The organism is Pseudomonas sp. BNK-45 (genome assembly GCF_047456255.1).
In the GTDB taxonomy this organism is placed as follows: Bacteria; Pseudomonadota; Gammaproteobacteria; order Pseudomonadales; family Pseudomonadaceae; genus Aquipseudomonas.
On record NZ_CP179909.1, the window covers coordinates 4,985,907 to 5,005,942 of the forward strand.

The window sequence follows — 20,036 nt, forward strand, 5'->3', positions numbered from 1 at the left end:
GGCTCGTTCACTGCCCCGCCGTTTTTTCGCCACTGACCGCACCTGGCGCGGTGGCGCCGATTTCAGGAAATGGATTAATGCCGCAAAGACACGTGATCAATGCTTCGGTCAGCCCGAAAGGCAGCCTGGAGACCCTCTCGCAACGTGAAGTGCAACAACTCAGCGCCGCCGGCTCCGGCAGCATCTACACCCTGTTCCGCCAGTGCGCCCTGGCCATTCTCAATACCGGCGCCCACGTCGACAACGCCAAGACCATCCTCGACGCCTACCACGACTTCGAAGTGCGCATTCACCAGCAGGACCGCGGTGTGCGCCTGGAACTGCTCAATGCTCCGGCCGACGCCTTCGTCGACGGCGAGATGATCGCCAGCACCCGGGAAATGCTCTTCAGCGCCCTGCGCGACATCGTCTACACCGAGAACGAACTGGACAGCCAGCGCATCGACCTGGAGAGCTCCCAGGGCATCACCGACTACGTCTTCCACCTGCTGCGCAACGCCCGCACCCTGCGCCCCGGCGTCGAGCCGAAAATGGTGGTGTGCTGGGGCGGTCACTCGATCAACACCGAGGAATACAAGTACACCAAGAAGGTCGGTCATGAGCTGGGCCTGCGCAAACTGGACATCTGCACCGGCTGCGGCCCGGGCGTGATGAAAGGCCCGATGAAAGGCGCCACCATCGCCCATGCCAAGCAGCGCATGAGCGGCAGCCGCTACCTGGGCCTGACCGAACCGGGGATCATCGCCGCCGAGGCCCCCAACCCGATCGTCAACGAGCTGGTGATTCTGCCGGACATCGAGAAGCGCCTGGAGGCCTTCGTCCGCGTCGGCCACGGCATCATCATCTTCCCGGGGGGCGCCGGCACCGCCGAGGAGTTCCTCTACCTGCTGGGCATCCTCATGCACCCGGACAACCGCGACCTGCCGTTCCCGGTGATCCTCACCGGCCCGCGCAGCGCAGCGCCGTATCTGGAACAGCTCAACGCCTTTGTCCTGGCCACCCTGGGCGAAGCGGCGCAGCAGCACTACCAGATCATCATCGACAACCCGGCGGAGGTCGCCCGGCAGATGACCGAGGGGCTCAAGACCGTCAAGCAGTTCCGCCGCGAACGCAACGACGCCTTCCATTTCAACTGGCTGCTGAAAATCGACGAGGGCTTCCAGCGCCCCTTCGATCCGACCCACGAGAACATGGCCAACCTGCAACTGAACCACGCCCTGCCACCCCACGAACTGGCGGCCAACCTGCGCCGCGCGTTCTCCGGCATCGTCGCCGGCAACGTCAAGGACCAGGGCATCCGCCTGATCGAACAGAAAGGCCCGTACAGCATCCACGGTGACCCGGCGATCATGCAGCCCCTGGACCAACTGCTCAAAGCCTTCGTCGAGCAGCACCGCATGAAGCTGCCCGGCGGCGCCGCCTATGTGCCGTGCTACCGCGTGGTGAGCTGATCCGGCGACGCCTTTGACGGCCCCACGACGCCGCGCTCTTTTCCCGGGAGCGCGGCGTTTTTTTGCCCCGCTGGAGCCCGTGCCCTCAGCCATGGCCGTACCGCGCGGCCTCCCTCCCTGCCCGCAACACCGTTGGCCGAAAACAACACGCCGGTTTGACAGCCTTCCTGGCGCTATGGAATAGTTTTTCAACAAAACGGAACAGCATTCCATTTTTTATAATTTTTGCTAAAAAAGGCCTGTCATCTTGAGTGAAGCCCCTGCTGCCCTCCTTCCACCCCTGGACTGTGACCTGCTGGTAATCGGCTCCGGCGCCGCCGGCCTGGCCTGCGCGGTGACCGCGGCCTGGCACGGCCTGCAAGTGATAGTGGTGGAAAAGGATTCCACTTTCGGCGGTGCCAGTGCCTGGTCCGGTGGCTGGATGTGGGTGCCCGGCAACCCCCTGGCCCGCCGCGCCGGCATTGATGAAGACCCGCAGCAACCGCGCACCTACCTCAGGCATGAGTTGGGCGAACGCTATGACGCCGCGCGCATCGATGCCTTGCTGGATAACGGGCCGCAGATGGTGGCCTTCTTCGAGCAGCACACGGCCCTGCAATTCGTCGATGGCAATGGCATCCCCGACATCCACGGCCAGGTGCCCGGCGCCGGGATCGAGGGCCACCAGGTGATTGCCGCGCCCTATGACGCGCGGGCCATCGGCCCCTTGCTGAAACGCCTGCGCAAGACCCTGCGGGAAACCTCGTTCATGGGCATGCCGATCATGGCCGGTGCCGATCTCGGGGCCTTTCTCAGCATGACCCGTTCATTCAAGTCGCTGCTGCATGTCGCCAAGCGTTTCAGCCGTCACCTGCGGGACCTGGCGCTGCACGGCCGGGCCATGCACCTGGTGAACGGCGTGGCGCTGATCGGCCGGCTGGCCAAGTCCGCCGAGCAATTGGGGGTCACCCTCATGGAATCCACGCCGGCCCACTCGCTCCTGCAGGATCGACAAGGGGTGCACGGCGCCCTGGTGGACACGCCCCAAGGCCGGCGGGAGATCCGCGCCCGGCGTGGCGTGGTGCTGGCCGCCGGCGGGTTTGCCAATGACCCGGCCCGGCGCCAGGCGCTGTTTCCCCGGGCACCAGGCGCCGATCAGCATCTGGCGCTGCCCCCGTTGAGTTGTTCCGGGGATGGCATCCGCCTCGGTGAAGCCGCCGGCGCGGTGCTGGCCACGGACCTCGCCAGCCCGGTGGCCTGGGCCCCGGTATCGCGGGTGCGCCATGCCGACGGCAGTGTCGGACACTTTCCCCACATCATCGACCGGGCCAAGCCCGGATTGATCGGCGTGCTGGCCAACGGCAAGCGCTTCGTCAACGAGGCCGACGGTTACTACGACTACACCGCCGCCATGGTAGAGAAGGTGCCGGCCGGCGAGGAAGTGGCCTCCTGGCTGATCTGCGACCATCGCTTCCAGCGCCGCTACGGCCTGGGTTATGCCCGCCCCTTCCCGCTCCCCGTTGGCCCACTGGTGCGCAGCGGCTACCTGCGGCGGGCCGACTCCATCGCGGCCCTGGCCGGCCAATGCGGCATCGACCCACAAGCGCTGGAGGCCACGGTGCAGCACTTCAACCAGCACGCCCGCCACGGCCAGGACCCCGAGTTCGGCCGCGGCTCGACGCCCTACAACCGCAAGCAGGGCGACGCCCTGTACCCCGGCCCCAACCCTTGCGTGGCGCCCATCGAACAGGGGCCGTTCTACGCGGTGAAGGTGCTGCCCGGCAGCTTCGGCACCTTTGCCGGGCTCAAGACCAATGCCCAGGCCCAGGTGCTGGATCAGGTCGGCGCGGCGATCCCCGGGCTGTATGCGGCGGGCACCGACATGGCCAGCGTGATGGGCGGGTTCTATCCCTCCGGCGGCATCAACCTGGGCCCGGCCATGACCTTCGGCTACATCGCCGGGCGCCATGCGGCCGGGGTCGATGCCTATGAAGCGGCACTGCCTCCGGTCGCCGTGGCCAGTCCGCGCTGAGCCACCACGGCGCGCTCAGGGCAAGCGGCCGCCAGCCGGGTCCTCACCCGCCACGGGGGCCTGCAACTGGCTTTCGATCTGCCGGCCGAGGTAATACACACCGGCCATGACCCCATGCTCGGGGTCATGCAGTTGCCGGGACCAGGCCTGGTCGAAGGCCGCCCCCAGGTCCCGCCGGGTCTGGGCCTGCAAGCCTTCCCGGTCATGGTCCTGGACCAGAGCCCGGACTCCGGCCACCCCCACCGAGATCAACGCACCGGCCACCCGCCCCACCGCCGCCGCCACCGCACCGGCGACCCCGCGGGTGGCGAACTGGGCCTGGAGTTTGTCGCTGGTCACCTGTGCCACCTGGGCCACCCCAGGGGCCGGCGAGTCGCGCTCGACCGCCGCTGCTCCGCGAAGCTGCTGCAACAGCGGTCCGTAGGCGGGCAAGCGGGCGATGGGCTCGACCCGCAGCAGCTGGGTCAAGGAGGCGCGCTGTTCGGCGGCCGGCCCCAGGTCGATGGCCAGGACCTGCCCCAGGTGCTGGTCCAGCTGCGGCGCCGGCAGCTGGTAGCGGTGGCCGATCTGCGCCAGTTGCTGGCGCAGCAACTGCACATAGAACTCCATGGCCTCGCCGGCGATCTCGTCGGCATCGATCTCCAGCGCCACTGGTGCCAGCACCCGCTCCTGGTACTGCTCCTGCAGGTAGGCGGCCAGGCGCCTGGAGGCTTGCCCGGTATCGCCCCGATTGTTCAGTGAATACCAGCCCACCTTCAGCGACAGCCATTCCTGGGTCCAGTACCCGCTGAACCAGGGAATGAACTGTTCGTCGGTCTGCTGGTAGACCCGGGTGCGCCAGTGCTCCATGGAGCCCTGGGCGTAGACTTCGGCCTGGGCGGTGGCGCTACGGGAAGCCTCAAGCAGCTCGCTGTTGACCGAACGCCAAGTGGCCGGGCTGACCGCGGTCGGCACCGCAGGCGCGGGCGGGCGCTGGGCGCAGCCGGCGAGCGCCAGCAACAGCGCCAGCAGCCAGTGGCGCCAGCAGAGCATCGATCGCCGCAAGGCAAGTTCCTCCCGCATTAGCCGCGCCGGCCTCCACAGAGCGCCATGGCGTTCCCGCAGTATAGGTAGCCTCGCGACAGTGGCCGCAAGCCGTGCCCCTCACCTCGCACCGGGCTTTTTCCTGCCCTGTGAAGAAACACTGCCAGCCCCCGCTCTCCCCCGGTATATTGCCCCCCCGGCGCTCGCGCCACGGACCTGCCCCTCGCCAAGGAACCCTCATGCTCTACCGCATCGCCGCCGACAGCCTGGTGCTGTTTCACCTGTCATTTATCGTCTTCGTACTCCTGGGCGGCCTGCTGGTGCTGCGTTATCCGCGGCTGATGCTGCTGCACCTGCCGGCCGCGGCCTGGGGCGTGGCGGTGGAAGTGCTGCACCTGGAATGCCCGCTGACCCGCTGGGAAAACCTGCTGCGCCATGCCGCCGGCCAGGACGGCTACGGCGCCGGCTTCATCGAGCACTACCTGATACCGCTGATCTACCCCGCCGGCCTGACCCCCGGCATCCAGCTGTGGCTGGGCAGCCTGGTGCTGCTGGTCAACCTTTCGGTCTATGTCTATCTGAGCCGGCGCTGGGCTCGCAGCCGCCACGCCTGAACCGGCGCTGCCGGCCTGCGGCAAGGCGCAAGTGCGCGGCCCGTTTGCGCACCTGGGCCGCCCGCGAGCTGATCCGCCCAATGGCGGCGCAGCACCTGCTGCTGTTGTTTGACGCAACGGGCACGGGCCCTGGCGACCTAGCCCGGCTCAAGCTCGGCCAGGCATGCGCAAGCCCGGGTCAGGACCTGCCAGGTGCTGTCGTCGGCGGGAATCAGGTGCTCGATGCGCAATGAAGCCACGGTGATGTCCTGAGGCATGCCGAAGGTGGTGAAGGTGGAAAGAAAACGCAGCTCGCCCTGGGGCCCGCGGACCCGGGTCAGCAGCAACGGCGCGGCCAGTTGCGAAGCGGGGAGCGATGCCCCCGGACACGGCAGACTCGCCAGCAAGGTCGCGAGCCCCGGCTCCCCCGCGGCCTCCCGCGCGGCCCGTTGCCAGGCCACCTGGCGGATCTCCTCGGCGTTGATCAGGCAGTCGCCGAATCCGCCGGGCGCCAACAGGGTCGTCAACAGATTGAAACCCTCCTCGAGCGCCTGTAACGGCAACCCCAACAGCTGAAACAGGGCCGTGGTGGCGTGGTTCGCCGCCCGCACCTGCCAGAGGCTGTCGATGACAATGGCCGGCGCCGGGTTGTTGGCCTTGAGCAGGTGCATCAGGGCCATGCGCACCGGCTCCAGCCCTGGATCGTCCAACGCCAGGGCGGCGTAGCGTGGTGCGTAGCCGGCGGCGAGCAACACCCGGTTGCGGGTGTGCAACGGGGTGTCCAGGGTGCTCAGCAGGCTGTGCAGCAGCTGCGCGCTGGGTTGCGCGCGACCGGTCTCGACGCAGCTCAGGTGGCGCTGCGACATGCCGGCCTGCAAGGCCAGCTCCAGCTGGCTCAAGCGCGCCTGCTGACGCAACTGGCGCAACCACTGGCCCACGGACAGCGAGTCGACGGCGGCAGGTGCAAGGGTTTCGAACATGTTTCGGGTCATCCTGTACGGGGCGGTCAGCGCAGCGACTTGAAATAGATCAGCTCGGGATCCCCCGGATCGAGGTTCTCCACCACCCCGCTGGGCTGGAAACCGGCCTTGGCAATCAGTGCCTGAGCCGCGCGGTTGGAGCGGTTGGTGGAGATGAACAGTTTGTCGCTCAGGCAGGCCTGCTGCGCCGCCGCCAGCAACCGCAGGGCCACGCCCTGGCGCTGCTGATCGGCGGCCACCACCACCAGCGAGACGAAGCCGTGGTCGAAAAAATCATGGCTCAGCAGCACGTAGCCCAGCACCCGGGCGCCCTGCACCTCGACCCAGCACTGGCCCTGCTCGACGGCCCACTGCAGCGCCCGGCCCCGCTCGGGATGGGCACTGGCATAGGCATCGAAGCCGAGCATGGCCGGCACATCCTCGGGCCGGGCCTTGCGGATCATCCGCTGTGCAGTCGGGTCGGGGGACTGTTCGCTCATCACTGCTCGCTCCTTGAAGGTGATCGTCATACGGGCGCATCTGACAGGATCGGCCGCCCTGCTGTCTATGACCTGTGAGGTCATTGAGTGACGGCGGGCCTGCCACTTAGCCTGTTGGCCTGTCGCCGTTCAAGGAGTTTCACCGTGAAAAACACTCTCTGGACGCTCTGTCTGGCCCTGTTCGCCGGGCATGAGCTGGATGCCGTGGCCCAGTCCGAGTGGCGCCTGCTGTATGGCTTGCGCCACCTCGATCCGGCGCTGGGGCAGGCGTTGTTCATCGCCCTGCACGTCCCCCTGGTGGTCGCGCTGATCGGGCTCACCGGGCATTCGCGTCCCGCCGTGCGCCGCAGCAGCCGGCGACTGCTGGCCGGATTCGCCGTGGTCCACGCCGGGCTGCACTTCAACCTGCGCGAGCATCCGCTGTATCGGTTCGACTCGCCGCTGTCCCAGGCGCTGATCTTCGCCTGCGCCGGCGCCGGGCTGCTCTACCTGCTGGTCGACCTGGGCCGGCGCGACCGCCAGGCCGCCCTCCCGCTCACGGACTGATCGAGGACTTCAGCATGCACCGCCCCTACCCGGCACTCCTGGCCCTGCTGGCCTTCAGCGGCTACACCCTGTTCACCCTGCTCCAGGCCGAGCAGTCGCTGCTGCAATTCGGTGTGCAACTGCTGTCGCGGCCCGACACCGCGCAAGTGGTGATCGACCTGTACCTGATGGCGCTGCTGGCCTCGGCCTGGATGCTCAACGACGCCCGCCGCCGCGGCCGCTCCGTCTGCTCGGTGCTGCCCTATCTGCTGCTGACCGCTGTGTTCGTTTCCATCGGACCGCTGCTGTACCTCGTGGTCCAGGGTTGGCGTCGCCCTTCAGCGCTGCCGGGCCGGAGACGCTGAAGCCCCGGCCACCCGCGGATCGGTATCCAGGCCGGGTGAGGAATGATCCTGTGGGCCCTCCGAACCGACCCAGCGCCTGGCCCGTGCCGGCGGGATTGGACGGCCCCCCCCATCGGCGGCGCGAGGATGGCCCATGATTCATGGACAGCCCTCGAGAGGACAGCCGCGGCCGCCCCAGGCTCCGATCGCTCCAGCGCGGCCATGCACTGCAAGAGCGGTTGCCGAACCCCGGCACGGCCAGGCCTGAGATCCAGGGCGTTCAGAGCCGTTGCCCTCAGACCAGGAGGCCGTTCGAAGTGTGGCGACTTGCTCGCCAAGCGTCGTCCAGGTCAACCACTCGGTTGAACAACCATTGATGCAAGTCATGAACCAAGTCCGTTCAAAGATACAGTATCGGGCCCTTTATTTTTTGCACTACTTAAACATCACCCACACTAAACCCTCAACTAAGCAACATTAAAAATAAATTCAATAGACGGCCTTGCGCTGCAAACTTTCTGTGCTAGAAATATGTGCTCCCTCCAACTAACGCAACTGAGGAAGGCTTGCCAGCCATTGACAACGAGCGTCTTTCAACGACAGAAGTTCGCTCTTGGCATGCAATTAACGAGTGTTTTCGCTCACCCCGTCATCGTCACGGATGAACATTTCAAACAAGGATGTTGTATGAAAATTGTAGGACTTTCAGGAATTCTTCCTTCGCGAATCGTTACTAACCAGGATGTTCTTGATCTGGTTGAAGAACACTCGAAAAACACCTTTCAGGATGACTTGCCCAAGACCCTGAAGACCATCGGAAAACTGCTCGACAAGAGCGGCATCGAAACCCGGCATTGGTTGGCCGCCGGAGAAAAACCGATGGAGCTGATGACCGCAGCCTTTGACTCGGCATTGGCCCAGGCCAATATCAACAAGGCCGACCTGGACTTGTTGATCTATCCCAACGTTACCCGGGGCTTCATCGAGCCGGCCAACAGCACCTTCATGGCCAAGGCCCTGGGCCTGAACTGCAGGAACTTCGACGTGGTCGACGCCTGCAACGGCTGGGTGACCGCCATGGATGTGATCAACAGCAAGATGGAAGCCGGAGAGATACGCTACGCGGCCATTATCAACATGGAATTCGGCATGTCTGACGGCGGGCCGGTGATGCCGAAGAACTTCTCTTTGCAGTCTCCGTCGGAACTGGCGTACAAGTTCCCAAGTTTCACCATCGGTGAAGCGGCAACAGTCACCATTCTCAGCAATGAGTCGCCTGGAAACTTCAAGTTCTCTTATATCAACCGACCTGATCTCAGCGACTTGTCGACCATTTCCCTGCCGGACTGGAAGCTGTTTTGCAATGAAGAAGATACTCCGCGCATTGCACCGACCGGCGGGCAGTATCAGTTCAACTCCTACGCGGCTGCCTTGCATGAAGATGGTCGCAATGAAGCCATAAAAGTGTTCAACATGCATAAGGTCAGCGGCGCGGACATCCATAAAGTGTTCATTCATACCGGCTCGCCAAAAATGTGGGAACACATTGGTGAACTGATCGGCATTGATCACAAGTTGCATCATGTCGGGCATAAAACCGGCAATATCATTACGGCGTCCATTCCCTATGGAATTTACGACGCCATCAGCCGGGGCAACGCTGAAAAAGACCAGTTCTGCATGGGCTGGGCGGGAAGTGGCGGGATGGTCTTTTCTGCCCTTTCGTTCCGGTTGTAAGGCGCCACGGCCAGCCTCTCGATCGGGGGGGACGCGACTGAACCTCGCTGCCCCCCCTGATCAGTTCGCCAGATACGCCTCGCGCGACGTGCCGCTGCCCTGCGGCACGTCGCGCATTGCATCCCGCCCACCGCGCTTGCCTGTCAGATCAGGCGCTGGATCTGCTTGTGGCGCCAGACCAGCTTGAAGTAGCAGACCTGCAGCACCAGCATGCTCAGGTAGGCCACCGGGAAGGCCATCCACACCCCTTGCAGGCCGAAGTGCGCATCCAGCAGATAGGCCGCCGGCACCTGCACCCCGAGGATGCAGAAGATCGAGATCGCCACCGGCATCAGCACCGTGCCGCTGGCGCGCATGATACCGCCCACCACCGCCTGGAAGCCGAACACCAGGATGCTCCAGAGCATGATGTGCAACAGATGCTCGGCCTGTATCAGGGCCGTCGGATCGATGATGAACAACCCCAGCAGCCAGTGGGAAATCAGGTAGCCGAGCAACACCAGGGCGCCGGTCAGGCACAGGTTGATCGCCAGCCCGGTGCGCAGGATCGGACTGATGCGCTCCAGGCGTCCGGCACCGATGGCCTGGGCCCCGAGGATCGACGCGGTGATGGCGATCGACAGCGCCGGAAACTGCACATAGTTGACGATCTGGGTCACCGCGCCATAGGCCGCCGTGGCCTGGGAGCCGTGGCGGTTGACCAGGGCCAGGATCACCAGTTCGGACAGCGAGATCACCACCATCTGCACCCCGGTGGGCAGGCCGATGCGCAGCACTTTGCCGAGGATCGCCCGGTCCAGCTTCATCGCCGCGAACAGCGCCCGGTCCGGCGCCAGCGGGTGTGCCCGGCCGCTCAGGCGCCAGACCAGAAAGCCCATGGCCAGGATATTGCCCACCAGCCCGGCGAACGCCGCGCTCTGGATGCCCATCGGTGGCAACCCCAGCCAGCCGCGAATCAGCGCCGGGGTCAGCAGCAGGCCCACCAGGGTCGAGACGATCAGCGCCAGCAATGGCGACAGGGTGTCACTGACACCGCGCAGCAACTGAGTGAAGAGCACGAACACCAGCAGCAACGGCATGATCAGCATCATCACCCGGGCGTAGCCCACCGCATCGTCCAGCACATCCACCGGTGTCCCCAGGCCCTGCAAGGCCGGTCGGGCGAACAGCATGCCCAGCACCGCCCCCAACAGCCCGATCAGCGCGCCGAGCAACAGCGTGCTGCCGGCCACCGCCTTGACCGTGCCCGGCTCCCGGGCGCCCCAGGCCTGGCCGATCAGCACCGAGGCTCCCGCCCCCAGGCCGATCACCAGGGCAATGAAGAAGAACACGATGGGAAACATCCCCGATACCGCGGCCAGCGCCTGGGTCCCCAGCATCTGACCGATGTAGATGCCGTTGAGGGTGCCGGAAAACGACTGCAGGAAGTTCGACAGCACCATGGGCAAGAGGAAGATCAGGTACACCTGCCAGAGCGGGCGCTGAGCGGGAATGGACATGGAACAGGCAACCTCGGATCAAGACGACAAAGGGCCGCGAAGAAGCTCCGCAGCGCGGAGCTCGCGTCGGTCATGGACAGTGCTGCGAAGAAGGCCGCGCGGGGTATTCCGGCAGTGCGGCGGCCTGAGGTTTATATCAGCGGTTGACCTCGACTACCACCCGCCCGCGCACCCGGCCCTCAAGCCGCTCGGGGCCGGGCGCTCCCCGGCATCGACCCGCCCCAGGGCGCAGGCGTGGCAGCCCCCTGCCCTGCGGCGTTACCATTGCCCGCCGCTCCCCCTCACCGAATGGATTCCCGACCGTGTCCCACCTCCTGGAAAAAGCTGCCGCACGTGGCGATCTCATTGCACTCAACCGCCTGCTGGACGCTGGCGCGGACCTTGAATGGCAGCACAAGAGCACCGGGCGCACGGCCCTGCTGGCCGCCACTATCGCCGGCCACTCGGCCGCCGTGGCACTGCTGCTGGAGCGCCGCGCGAATGTGCAGCAGCCGTGCAAGGCCCTGGGCTACAGCCCGCTGGCCTGGGCCGCGAGCCAGGGCGACCTGGCCTGTGCCGAGCTGCTGATTGCCCATGGCGCCGCACTCGAACAAGCCTCCCCCGAGCTGCGACGCACGGCCCTGATGAACGCCGCCCAGGCCGGCCACGAAGCGATGGTGGCCTTGCTGCTGAACGCCGGCGCCGATCCCCGGCCGCTGGACTTTCAGCAGCGCAACGCCTGGTCCCTGGCCCAAGAAAAGTCCCATGCCCGGATCATGCAACTGCTCGAACAGGCCGGCGCTGGAGCGCCACCGCCCCCCACGCCCGCCCCTCACCTGACCTGGCCGGAGCCGCCGGAGGATGGCGACTGCAGTGTCGACCCGGTCACTCAGGTGCGCGCCTATACCCTGGCCGTGGCCGCCTGGGAACAACGTGGCAATGCCGCGGGCCACGAAGCGCTCGATGCCGGCTTCTGGGCCGAACCGCAACAGCTCATCGAACGCTTCTGCACCCAGCGCCCGCGGGCCTATCCGCGTGCGTCCTACGGTTTTCCCACGACCTATTCGCCCGCCGATGAACTGCTCGGCTGCGAACGGCTCAAGCCCGCCCAGGCTGAAGTGCTGATCCGCGACCCGGCCATTCGGGCGCTGTGCTACGAACACCGTTTTCTGCTCAAGCAGGTCGCCGGGCAATGGCGGATCGACAGCGTCAAACGCCGCCTGGCCGGCACCCAGAAATGGGCAAACGCCCTCCTCTGATGAAAAACTCGGCGAGGACTTCAACGACGAAGGCCACCCCTTTGCCCTGGCCTGCTAGCAGGGCCGGGACAACAGCCGCTTTGCCTGCGAGCAGCGTCTACCGGGTGGAAAACAGCTGGCACAACCATGACCGGCCGGCCGCGGTGATGGACCGGCGGCTTGCCGCAGTCCATCCACCGCGCACAGCGGGCCAGGCTCGTGGTTGGCGGATATCGCCCCGCCCGTGGTTAAATGCCGCCCCCGAAAAATGACCGGCCCTGCTGATGACACCTCTCGCCCTCGCCACCCTCAACCAGCACTTGCTGACCGCCCTGGCCGCCGCGCCCACCGAGACCCGGCGCCTGTTCCATGGCCGCGGCCGCTGCTGGCCGGGGCTGGAGCAACTGACCGTGGACTGGTTGCAGGGCGTGCTGCTGGTGTCGCTGTTCAAGGAGCCCGAGGCCGGGCAACTGGCCGCCTTGCAGCAACTGCTGACCGACCTGGGCTCGACCCCGCAATGGGCCGCCAGCGGCGCCCGCAGCCTGATGCTGCAACACCGCTACCTGCCCGACAGCCGTGGCGAATGGCTGCTGGGCGAGGCGATTGACAGCTGCACCATCACCGAGGAAGGCCTGCGCTACCAGGTGGACCTGGGCAGCAAGCAGAACAACGGGCTGTTTCTCGACATGCGCTATGGACGCAACTGGGTGCGGGCCAACGCCCAGGGCAAGAACGTCCTGAACCTGTTTGCCTACACCTGCGGCTTTTCCGTGGCGGCGATTGCCGGTGGTGCCGAGCGAGTGGTGAACCTCGACATGTCCCGGGCGGCCCTGAGCCGTGGTCGCGACAACCATCGGCTCAACGGCCACGACACTGGCCGGGTGAGTTTCCTCGGGCATGACCTGTTCAAGTCCTGGAGCAAGGTCAAGCAAGGGGGGCCCTATGACCTGGTGATCATTGACCCGCCGTCGTTCCAGAAAGGCAGCTTTGTCCTCGGCAAGGACTATGCGCGGGTGCTGCGGCGCTTGCCGGAACTGCTGACGGCCAATGGCTGCGTATTGGCGTGCATGAATGACCCGGCGTTCAGCGTGGACTTTCTTTTGGAAGGGGTGATGCAGGAGGCGCCGGGGTTGCGCTTTGAACAGCGACTGGAGAATCCGCCGGAGTTTCCGGATGCCGATCCGCAGTGCGGGCTCAAGGCGCTGGTGTTTCGTCAGGGGCAATAGGGAGGTATTGGGCGGCAGGGGGTTTTGTCTTTGTGGCTCGGTTGATGGGGTACATATCCATTGCTGCGGTAACGGCCACTTAGGGTTTCGCTCTTACAGCGACTCACTTTTGAAAATCCGGAATGCCGGCCCAGACAAAAGTAAGCAAAACGCTTCTGCCCCTCCACTTGGTGCCTCGCATAGCGAGGCATGCCCGAACTCCGGCATTGATCCGTGGGCCGCCGCAATGGGCCATCCATGGCCCAGTGCGGCTAACCCGGCGTCCTGCCGGGTTACCCACGGCTCAATGCCTGCGTTCGGCCATCGTGTCTAAAGGGGCAGGAAGATCAAAAGCCAGATCAAAAACAAAAACAAAATCTGAATGCGGCCTGCCGGCCAACCTGTTTCATCGCCGTTCGCATTACATGTAGCCGCTGCCGCAGGCTGCGAACGGCTCCGCAGGAGACGCTAAACCTGCCTCCCCGATATTCCTGACCTATCGCGCCGCCTGGTTTTGCGAGCGCGAGCGCTCGTTCGCAGCCTGCGGCAGCGGCTACAGGGAACCAGCCTGCGCACCTGGGTTTTGGTGTTGGCTTTTGATCTTGATCTTCCGGCCCCTTCCCAGCAGGCCGAGCGCAGGCGTTGCGTAGGGGGCAGCTCGGCAGGGATGCCGAGCTAGCCGCCGCCCGGCCATGGATGGCCGGTTGGCGGCGGGCCCCCGGAGCAATGCCGGAGCTCGGGCACCCCGAGCCCCAGCGAGGGGCCGTATGGAGGGGCAAGCGTTTTTGCTTACTTTTTTGGCGTTTGAAAAAAGTAAGTCGCCGTAAGGGCGAAACCCTAAGTGGCCGTGACCGCAGCAACGGATATGTACCCGTCCCACCCGCTGTAAAAGCGAAACCGCCAGCCGCCGTTACTGCAGCAACGGACATGTACTCCCCCTAACACCAGCCACCAGCCCCCCCCGCCTTACAACTCCATCCGATACTCAATAACCCCCGGCTTGTACGCCACCCAGTCATACAACCGCTGCGCCCGCTCGTTGCTTTCCTGGGTATGCCAATACAACCGCCCACACTGCCGTTCCCGGGCCAACGCCTGCACCCACTCGATCAGCAGTTTCCCCGCCCCGCTGCCACGAATCGACGGGGCCACGTACAGGTCTTCCAGGTAGCAGAAGTCGCTGACAGCCCAGGTCGAGCGATGCACCACCAGGTTGACGAAGCCAATCACTTCATCGCCCTGTACCGCCACAGCCGAATACATCGGTTCCTGCGTATCAAGGAAACGCTCGAACGTGGTGCGACTGACCTCTTCGCTCAGCGTCACCTGATAGAAATCCTGATAGGCCAGCCACAGCGGCAGCCATTGCTGGTAATCCCCTGGCTGAATCGCCCGTACCGTCACCGCAGGTTGTTGATCGCTCATTGCGCGCTCCTCTTGATCATCCACACCGGGATCGACCCCGGTCATTGAAGAGCGCGCAGGTTAATGCCTGAGTGGCGGGTTTTATCAGGCCAATTCACTGACCATTGCCAGACCACTTCATGGACTGCCTCAAACCTCGGGCAGTTGATGGGTCACGCAGTGGATCCCGCCTCCGCCTGCCGCGATGGCGTCGATGTCCAGTGCGATGATCTGTCGCCCGGGGTACAGGCTGGCGAGCAGGCTGTGGGCCTTGGCGTCGGCTGCCCGGTCGCCGAACTGTGGGGCGATCACCGCGCCGTTGATCACGAAGTAGTTGATGTAGCCCGCGGCGAAATCCGGGTTATCGCGGCTGAAGCGGTTCTGTCGCGGGTTCAGTGGTGGCGACAGGGTGTGCACCTGTAGCGCACGGCCGTCGGCGTCGCGGGCGGATCGGAGGATCTCCAGGTGCTTGAGGGTCACCTGGTGGTCGTAGGATTCGCGGTCGTTGTCCAGGTTGGCCACCACCACCCCCGGTTTGACGAAGCGGGCGTAGAAGTCGACGTGGGCGTCGGTGATGTCGTGGCCCTTGATCCCCGGCAGCCAGATGATCTTGCGCAGGCCGAGGCAAGCCTTGAGTTCCTCTTCGACCTCGGCCTTGCTCCAGCCAGGGTTGCGGTTGTCATTGATCCAGCTGCTTTCGGTCATGATCCCGGTGCCGTGCCCGTCCACTTCGATGCCGCCGCCCTCGCCCACCAGTTCGCTGCGCCAGTAGCGGGCACCGGCGGCGTCGGCCATCTGCCGCGCCAGTCGGGCGTCCTTGGCGTGACGCTGTTTGTTGCCCCAGCCATTGAAGTTGAAATCCACCGCGCCCAATCCGCCTTGGGCATCAACGACGAAGTTGGCGCCGATGTCGCGCATCCAGATGTCGTCCAGCTCGGTGCTGACAAAGGTGATGTTGTGCGAGCCGCAGAGTTGCTCCGCCAGGCCGCGCTCCTGCGCGCGGCAGAACAGGGTCAGCGGTTGATAGGCGGCAATCGCCCGGGCAATGCGCCCCTGGGCTTGCTGCACGTCGCCGGTGAAATCCTCCCAGATGGCGTCCTGGGCGCCGAAGGCCATGAAGGCCCGCTGCTGGGGCTCGCCTTCATCGGGCAGGTAGGCGTTGTCCTGCTCGCGGGCCCGGACACTGCGCGGCCCCAGGCCGAGGGTGGTCATGGCGGCGACACCGGCCAGCAGCGAGGCCTGTTTGATCAGTTGACGTCGGGTGGGCATTGGGCGGTTCTCTTGTCGAAGGTTCTGCAGGAAAGGGTTCGGGGGCGACGCGGGCCTTCGCCGACAGAGCGGCTCCTACCAGGCAGTGTAGGAGCCGGCTTGTCGGCGAAGCGCACGGCGCCCGGTCAGTGGCGGGCAGCGGTGGCCGTCTTGAACTGGGTCCAGGTGCGCATGCGCGCCCGCATGTCGGCCTGAGGGATGTCGCGGCCGGGAATCAGGCGTTCGAAGGTGGCGTCATCCGGGTAGATATCCGGGTTGTTGCGCATCTGCGGATCCACCGCCGGCCGCGCCTTGGCATTGGCCGTGGGGTAGCCGGTGAAGTTGCTGATGGCCGCCATGTTCTCTGGCCGCGTGACAAAGTTGATGAAGGCATAGGCGTACTCCGGGTGCCGGGCATCCTTGGGGATCGCCAGGGTGTCCATCCACACCGTGGTGCCCTCCCGGGGAATGCGGTACTGGAATTCGACCGGCTTGCCCGCCGCATCGGCAGCGCGCTGGGCCTGGGTCATGTCGCCGCTGTAGCCCAGGGACAGGCACAGGTTGCCGTTGACCAGGTCGGTCACCGGCTGCGACTGAAACTTGCGGATATACGGTCGCAGCTTGCCCAGCAGTTCGCTGGCCGCCTGCAGATCCTCCGGCCGGGCACTGCGCGGGTCGCGCCCCAGGTAGTTGAGCGCCACCGCCAGCACTTCGTCCGGCGAATCGATCAGCGAGATCCCGCAATCGGCAAAGCGCGCCGCCAGCTCCGGCTTGAACAGCAGGTCCAGGCTGTTGACCGGCGCATCGGGCAGGCGCTGGGCGATCTGCCGGGCGTTGTAGGTCAGGCCGATGGTGCCCCAGGTATAGGGCACCGTGGCCTGGCTGGCGCGCGGGTACTGGGCCCGCAGGCGCTTGAGGCCGGGCTCGATGTCGTCCTGCCCGGTCAGCTTGCTCGGGTCCAGCTGCTGCAGGCTGCCAGCACGCATCAGGCGCTCGGCCACGGTATCGCCGGGGAAGATCAGGTCGTAGCCGCTGCCGCCGGTCATCAGCTTGGCCTCCAGCACCTCGCTGCCTTCCATCACGTCGTAGATCACCTTGATTCCGGTTTCGGCGGTGAAGCGCGCCAGGGTGTCCGCGGCGAAATAGTCGGCCCAGTTGTACAGGCGCAGGGTCTTGTCCTCGGGGTCGGCCTGGGCCTGGAGCGCGGCCAGGCTCAGGGCCAGCACGATGGCGCAATGGCGTTTGCCGCGCTTGCCTATGGTTCGCATGTCATGCCTCCCGGCCGTTCCAGCGTGAATGAAGGTGTTGCCCGTCAAGACTCAGCAGCGGCCCGTACATCTCGGGCCGGCGGTCGCGGAAGATGCCCCAGGTGCGGCGCTCCTCGGCCATGGCCGCCAGGTCCAGGGGCTGCAATAGGACCCCGCTGCTGTCGCGGTCGGCCTCGGCCAGGAGCCGGCCCTTGTGGTCGCAGATAAACGACGAGCCGTAGAAATCCATGTGCAAGGTCGGGTCGCTGGTTGCCACTTCATGGCCGACGCGGTTGGCCGCCACCACCGGCAGCAGGTTGGCCGCGGCATGCCCGCGCATGGTCATCTGCCAGTGGTCCCGCGAGTCCAGGCCGGCGCTGCCCGGCTCACTGCCGATGGCGGTGGGAAACAGCAACACTTCGGCGCCCTGCAAGGCCAGGCAGCGGGCGGTCTCGGGGAACCACTGGTCCCAGCAGATGCCGATGCCCAGTCGGCCGAAGGCCGTGTCCCAGACCCGGAAACCGCTGTCGCCGGGGCTGAAGTACTCCTTCTCCTGATACCCCACGGCGTTGGGAATATGGGTCTTGCGGTACACCCCCAGCAGGCGGCCGTCGGCATCGGCGACGCTCAGGGAATTGAAATAGGCGGTGCCGGCCCGCTCGAACCAGCTCAGGGGCAACACCACCCCCAGCTCCCCGGCCAGGGCGGCGAAACGCTGGAGCACCTGGCTCTGGGCATATTCCTCGGCCAGCGCCAGGTGGCGGTGCTGCTGCTCGATGCAGAAGTACGGGGTGGCGAACAGCTCTTGCAGGAGGATCACCTGGGCACCGCGGGCCGCCGCCTCGCGCACCAGCTGTTCGGCGCGTTCGAGGTTGCCCGGCAGGTCCCAGGTGCAGGGCATCTGGGTGGTGGCGACGATCAACCGGCTCATGCCTGCACCTCCAGCGGCCACTGCGGCTGCTGCTGGGTGATGCAATGCACGCCACCGCCGCCATGGGCCAGATGGTTGATCCGCACCGGCACCACTTGCCGCCCGGGGAAGGCCCGGGCCAGCACCTGGGCCGCTTCCTCGTCGGCGGCGATGCCATAGGCCGGCATGATCACCGCGCCATTGGCCAGGTAGAAGTTGGTGTAGGAGGCGCAGAACACCTCGGCCTGGCTGTTGACCGCGGCACTGGCCTCGAACAGCTCGATCAGTTCGAAACGGCGGCCACGGGCATCCCGGGCCAGCTCCAGCGCGCGGCGGTTCTCGCGCACCACTTCGGCGTAGACCGAGCCCTGATCGCGGGTCGCGTCCACCAGCAAGACGCCCGGGCGAGCGAAGGCACAGATCCCGTCGACATGGCCGTCCGTCATGTCGCCGGTGACATGGTCCGGGTCCCCCGGCAGCCAGATGGTCTTCTGCACCCCCAGCAGGCGCTGGAAGATCGCCTCGATCTCGGCCTTGCCCAGGCCCGGGTTGCGATTGCGGTTGAGCAGCACCGATTCAGTGGTGATCAGGGTGCCTTCGCCGTCCACGTGGATGGCCCCGCCTTCATTGGCCAGGGGCGTACCGAAGCAGTCCAGCCCCAGATCGTCGAGCAGGCGCCGGGCCAGGCTGCGGTCCAGGTCGTGGGCCGATTTGTCGCCCCAGGCATTGAAGCGCCAGCTGACGCCGGCCAGCCCCTGCTGCGGATGGACGATGAAGGTCGGGCCGGAGTCGCGGCACCAGCTGTCGTTCACCGGCTGCACGACCAGCTGGATATTGCCGGTGCACAGCGCCCGGGCGCTGTCCAGGGCGGCCGGGTCCACCACCAGCTTCACCGGTTCGAAGCGCGCAATGGCATTGGCCACCCGGGCGAAATCCGCTTGCACCTCGGCCAGGGTCACGCCCCAGACCGACTCCCACAAACCCTGGTTGTGTGGCCAGACCATCCAAGTCGCGGCGTGGGTAACCCACTCGGCCGGCATCCTCCAGGCGGGGTATTGAGTGTCATTGCTGAGCATGAGCCTTGCACCTCTCAAGTAAGGTTTTGTTATCAATCGAACAACGCTGTCGATCCTTGGCGCCCATGCTATGGCTTTGAAAAAACCGCAACAAACGATAGATTTAGCCCATTTCTGATTAGCAGGGCTTATCAATCATGTTGAAACACTGGCCTCCACTGAACGCCCTGCGCGGCTTCGAAGCCGCTGCGCGCCTGGGCAGTTTTCACCAGGCAGCGCAGGAGCTGCACCTCACTCAGTCGGCCATCAGCCAACAGATCCGCAGCCTGGAAAGCTATCTCGAACAACCGCTGTTCTACCGCAGCGGGCGCAACGTCACCCTCACCGACGCCGGGCACGACCTGCGCAGCACCACCCAGTCGCTGCTGCAACAGCTGGCGGTGGGCATCCGCCGCCTGGAGCAGTACCGCAAGCCCAACCAACTGGTGGTCAACACTAGCCCGGCCTTCGCCCGCCACTGGCTGCTGCCGCGCCTGGGGGAATTCCATCGCCTGCACCCGGAAGTCGACCTGTGGCTGTTCACCAGCTTCGAACCGCCGGACATGAGCACCCAGACCATCGACCTGACCCTGCGCGACGACCTGAGCGCCCAGGCCGAATGCAGCTACCTGGAGCTGTACAGCGATCGCCTGTACCCGGCCTGCCACCCCAGCCTGTTGGCACAGCCCGAGGCGCTGCGCACCACCTTGCATGGCGAGCGGGAGATGGACTGGAGCCACTGGCTGGTGGAAGGCGGCGCCGACATTGGCCAGCGCAGCAACGGCCTGAATTTCTCCGACCCGGGCCTGTTGCTGGACGCCGCCTGCGCAGGCCACGGCATTGCCCTGGTCAGCCAGCTGCTGACCCAGCAGGCCCGGGCCCAGGGCTTGCTGGCGCCGTTGTGCGAACAGAGCGTACGCGGCCCGACCTGGGCCTGGCTGATTCACCGCGACAGCGAAGGCAGCCCGCTGACCCGCAGCTTCTGCGAGTGGCTGCTGGGCGCCTTGCAAGCCCCGGCCGAGCCATGAGCGGCGGCTGCAAAACCGCTTTGCATTTCTGCCGCTAACCCCACGCGTGGCAGCGCCTTAAGCTGGCGCCGGTGCAATCC

18 protein-coding genes are annotated in these 20,036 nt (G+C 65.7%); 9 read left to right on the top strand and 9 right to left on the bottom strand.

Going from position 1 to position 20,036, the window contains the following annotated elements; translation table 11 throughout:
• Positions 1-77: 77 nt before the first annotated feature.
• The gene (gene ppnN / locus ACMGG8_RS22365; protein WP_060838768.1) at positions 78-1,451 is read left to right on the top strand and encodes a nucleotide 5'-monophosphate nucleosidase PpnN; all 1,374 of its coding nucleotides are present in this window, start codon (positions 78-80) and stop codon (positions 1,449-1,451) included.
• Between the two features lie 247 nt (positions 1,452-1,698).
• Positions 1,699-3,462, top strand: coding sequence for an FAD-dependent oxidoreductase (locus ACMGG8_RS22370; RefSeq protein ID WP_414158434.1), 1,764 nt, complete (start codon positions 1,699-1,701; stop codon positions 3,460-3,462).
• Between the two features lie 15 nt (positions 3,463-3,477).
• Here ACMGG8_RS22370 and ACMGG8_RS22375 read toward each other — a convergent pair whose 3' ends face one another.
• Entirely contained in the window at positions 3,478-4,506 is a 1,029-nt protein-coding gene (locus ACMGG8_RS22375) for a hypothetical protein (protein ID WP_231979027.1), read from the bottom strand.
• Positions 4,507-4,724: 218 nt separating this feature from the next.
• Between ACMGG8_RS22375 and ACMGG8_RS22380 the strand changes: the two genes are divergently transcribed.
• Positions 4,725-5,099, top strand: coding sequence for a DUF2784 domain-containing protein (locus ACMGG8_RS22380; protein WP_060838765.1), 375 nt, complete (start codon positions 4,725-4,727; stop codon positions 5,097-5,099).
• 137 nt (positions 5,100-5,236) lie between these two features.
• On the opposite strand, the gene ACMGG8_RS22385 is transcribed toward ACMGG8_RS22380, so the two are convergent.
• A complete protein-coding gene (locus ACMGG8_RS22385; RefSeq protein WP_414158435.1) occupies positions 5,237-6,058 on the bottom strand; it encodes a helix-turn-helix domain-containing protein in 822 nt (273 codons plus the stop codon).
• A gap of 26 nt (positions 6,059-6,084) precedes the next feature.
• Entirely contained in the window at positions 6,085-6,537 is a 453-nt protein-coding gene (locus ACMGG8_RS22390; protein WP_060838763.1) for a GNAT family N-acetyltransferase, read from the bottom strand.
• Between the two features lie 144 nt (positions 6,538-6,681).
• Between ACMGG8_RS22390 and ACMGG8_RS22395 the strand changes: the two genes are divergently transcribed.
• The 3 genes from ACMGG8_RS22395 (at position 6,682) to ACMGG8_RS22405 (ending at position 9,143) form a co-directional block, all read left to right on the top strand.
• On the top strand, positions 6,682-7,083 hold the full coding sequence (locus ACMGG8_RS22395) for a DUF6713 family protein (protein ID WP_060843249.1): 402 nt from the start codon (positions 6,682-6,684) through the stop codon (positions 7,081-7,083).
• Positions 7,084-7,097: 14 nt separating this feature from the next.
• On the top strand, positions 7,098-7,427 hold the full coding sequence (locus tag ACMGG8_RS22400; protein WP_414158436.1) for a DUF2834 domain-containing protein: 330 nt from the start codon (positions 7,098-7,100) through the stop codon (positions 7,425-7,427).
• A gap of 666 nt (positions 7,428-8,093) precedes the next feature.
• On the top strand, positions 8,094-9,143 hold the full coding sequence (locus ACMGG8_RS22405) for a 3-oxoacyl-[acyl-carrier-protein] synthase III C-terminal domain-containing protein (protein WP_414158437.1): 1,050 nt from the start codon (positions 8,094-8,096) through the stop codon (positions 9,141-9,143).
• Positions 9,144-9,286: 143 nt separating this feature from the next.
• Here the strand turns inward: ACMGG8_RS22405 and ACMGG8_RS22410 are convergent, their stop codons facing one another.
• Positions 9,287-10,642, bottom strand: a complete 1,356-nt coding sequence (locus ACMGG8_RS22410; RefSeq protein ID WP_060843246.1) for an MATE family efflux transporter — start codon at positions 10,640-10,642, stop codon at positions 9,287-9,289.
• A 302-nt stretch (positions 10,643-10,944) separates the two neighbouring features.
• Here ACMGG8_RS22410 and ACMGG8_RS22415 point away from each other — a divergent pair, with 302 nt between their 5' ends.
• The gene (locus tag ACMGG8_RS22415; RefSeq protein ID WP_060843245.1) at positions 10,945-11,880 is read left to right on the top strand and encodes an ankyrin repeat domain-containing protein; all 936 of its coding nucleotides are present in this window, start codon (positions 10,945-10,947) and stop codon (positions 11,878-11,880) included.
• A 263-nt stretch (positions 11,881-12,143) separates the two neighbouring features.
• Positions 12,144-13,085 (top strand): class I SAM-dependent methyltransferase, encoded by a 942-nt coding sequence (locus tag ACMGG8_RS22420; RefSeq protein ID WP_060843244.1) that lies wholly within the window; start codon positions 12,144-12,146, stop codon positions 13,083-13,085.
• Between the two features lie 945 nt (positions 13,086-14,030).
• Here ACMGG8_RS22420 and ACMGG8_RS22425 read toward each other — a convergent pair.
• From ACMGG8_RS22425 to ACMGG8_RS22445, 5 genes are all read right to left on the bottom strand, one after another.
• The gene (locus tag ACMGG8_RS22425) at positions 14,031-14,489 is read right to left on the bottom strand and encodes a GNAT family N-acetyltransferase (protein ID WP_060838756.1); all 459 of its coding nucleotides are present in this window, start codon (positions 14,487-14,489) and stop codon (positions 14,031-14,033) included.
• 129 nt (positions 14,490-14,618) lie between these two features.
• Entirely contained in the window at positions 14,619-15,737 is a 1,119-nt protein-coding gene (locus tag ACMGG8_RS22430) for an agmatine/peptidylarginine deiminase (RefSeq protein ID WP_060838755.1), read from the bottom strand.
• 125 nt (positions 15,738-15,862) lie between these two features.
• The gene (locus tag ACMGG8_RS22435; RefSeq protein ID WP_414158438.1) at positions 15,863-16,984 is read right to left on the bottom strand and encodes an extracellular solute-binding protein; all 1,122 of its coding nucleotides are present in this window, start codon (positions 16,982-16,984) and stop codon (positions 15,863-15,865) included.
• A gap of 1 nt (position 16,985) precedes the next feature.
• Positions 16,986-17,894, bottom strand: coding sequence for an N-carbamoylputrescine amidase (gene aguB / locus ACMGG8_RS22440; protein WP_060843243.1), 909 nt, complete (start codon positions 17,892-17,894; stop codon positions 16,986-16,988).
• Positions 17,891-18,949 (bottom strand): agmatine deiminase family protein, encoded by a 1,059-nt coding sequence (locus ACMGG8_RS22445; RefSeq protein ID WP_414158439.1) that lies wholly within the window; start codon positions 18,947-18,949, stop codon positions 17,891-17,893. Before ACMGG8_RS22445 ends, aguB begins: the two co-directional genes overlap by 4 nt.
• A 137-nt stretch (positions 18,950-19,086) precedes the next feature.
• Here ACMGG8_RS22445 and ACMGG8_RS22450 point away from each other — a divergent pair, with 137 nt between their 5' ends.
• Positions 19,087-19,956, top strand: coding sequence for a LysR family transcriptional regulator (locus ACMGG8_RS22450; RefSeq protein WP_414158440.1), 870 nt, complete (start codon positions 19,087-19,089; stop codon positions 19,954-19,956).
• Positions 19,957-20,036: the final 80 nt, after the last annotated feature.

What these genes read in the sequence shown, in the direction of transcription:
- ACMGG8_RS22385 (WP_414158435.1), bottom strand. Translation starts at nt 6,058, where the DNA reads ATGTTCGAAACCCTTGCACCTGCCGCCGTCGACTCGCTGTCCGTGGGC.
- ACMGG8_RS22420 (WP_060843244.1), top strand. Translation starts at nt 12,144, where the DNA reads ATGACACCTCTCGCCCTCGCCACCCTCAACCAGCACTTGCTGACCGCC.
- ppnN (WP_060838768.1), top strand. Translation starts at nt 78, where the DNA reads ATGCCGCAAAGACACGTGATCAATGCTTCGGTCAGCCCGAAAGGCAGC.
- ACMGG8_RS22405 (WP_414158437.1), top strand. Translation starts at nt 8,094, where the DNA reads ATGAAAATTGTAGGACTTTCAGGAATTCTTCCTTCGCGAATCGTTACT.
- ACMGG8_RS22410 (WP_060843246.1), bottom strand. Translation starts at nt 10,642, where the DNA reads ATGTCCATTCCCGCTCAGCGCCCGCTCTGGCAGGTGTACCTGATCTTC.
- ACMGG8_RS22400 (WP_414158436.1), top strand. Translation starts at nt 7,098, where the DNA reads ATGCACCGCCCCTACCCGGCACTCCTGGCCCTGCTGGCCTTCAGCGGC.
- ACMGG8_RS22390 (WP_060838763.1), bottom strand. Translation starts at nt 6,537, where the DNA reads ATGAGCGAACAGTCCCCCGACCCGACTGCACAGCGGATGATCCGCAAG.
- ACMGG8_RS22450 (WP_414158440.1), top strand. Translation starts at nt 19,087, where the DNA reads ATGTTGAAACACTGGCCTCCACTGAACGCCCTGCGCGGCTTCGAAGCC.
- ACMGG8_RS22445 (WP_414158439.1), bottom strand. Translation starts at nt 18,949, where the DNA reads ATGCTCAGCAATGACACTCAATACCCCGCCTGGAGGATGCCGGCCGAG.
- ACMGG8_RS22435 (WP_414158438.1), bottom strand. Translation starts at nt 16,984, where the DNA reads ATGCGAACCATAGGCAAGCGCGGCAAACGCCATTGCGCCATCGTGCTG.
- ACMGG8_RS22425 (WP_060838756.1), bottom strand. Translation starts at nt 14,489, where the DNA reads ATGAGCGATCAACAACCTGCGGTGACGGTACGGGCGATTCAGCCAGGG.
- ACMGG8_RS22380 (WP_060838765.1), top strand. Translation starts at nt 4,725, where the DNA reads ATGCTCTACCGCATCGCCGCCGACAGCCTGGTGCTGTTTCACCTGTCA.
- aguB (WP_060843243.1), bottom strand. Translation starts at nt 17,894, where the DNA reads ATGAGCCGGTTGATCGTCGCCACCACCCAGATGCCCTGCACCTGGGAC.
- ACMGG8_RS22430 (WP_060838755.1), bottom strand. Translation starts at nt 15,737, where the DNA reads ATGCCCACCCGACGTCAACTGATCAAACAGGCCTCGCTGCTGGCCGGT.